The organism is Streptomyces sp. DT190 (assembly GCF_049846985.1).
In the GTDB taxonomy this organism is placed as follows: Bacteria; Actinomycetota; Actinomycetes; order Streptomycetales; family Streptomycetaceae; genus Streptomyces.
Genome location: NZ_JBNCNM010000075.1, coordinates 1 through 572, shown reverse-complemented (window position 1 = coordinate 572; position 572 = coordinate 1). Strand labels below are relative to the sequence as shown.

1 protein-coding gene is annotated in these 572 nt (G+C 74.3%); it reads right to left on the bottom strand.

What is annotated here, in order from left to right:
- The coding region (locus tag ACPXCS_RS39665) for a ketoacyl-synthetase C-terminal extension domain-containing protein (protein WP_425952367.1) at positions 1-572 on the bottom strand (572 nt) is incomplete at both ends.

The following is a 572-nucleotide window of genomic DNA, read 5'->3' as shown; positions in this document are numbered from 1 at the left end:
AGCGCCGCCGCACACGCCGACAGATGCTCGGCGAAGACAGGGCTGGTGGCCATCAACTCGACACCCATGCGCACCCATTGCGAGCCCTGCCCGGGGAACACGAACACCGTCTTCCCGGACTCGGCGGCCACCGTCCCGGTGACAACATGCGGCGAGGGCCGACCGGTGGCCAGCGCGGCCAGCGCGGCGCGGTGGTCCGACGGGTCCTGGCCGATCACGACCGCGCGGTGGTCGAACGCCGCCCGCGACACCGCCAGGGCCAGCCCGACATCGGCCACCGACGCCCCGGTGTCCGTCGCCAGGAAATGCTCCAGCCGTTCCGCCTGCGCCGCCAGGGCCGCCGCGCTCTTGCCCGAGACGACCCACGGCACCGGTCCGTCCGTCGTGGCGGCCGGCTCCGGCGCCTCCTCGGTCTTGGCATCCCCGGTCTCGGGGGCCTGCTCCAGCACGAGGTGGGCGTTGGTGCCGCTGATGCCGAACGACGAGACGGCGGCACGGCGTGGACGGCCCGCGTCCGGCCAGGGGCGTTCCTCGGTCAGCAGTTCCACCGCGCCCGCCGTCCAGTCGACGTG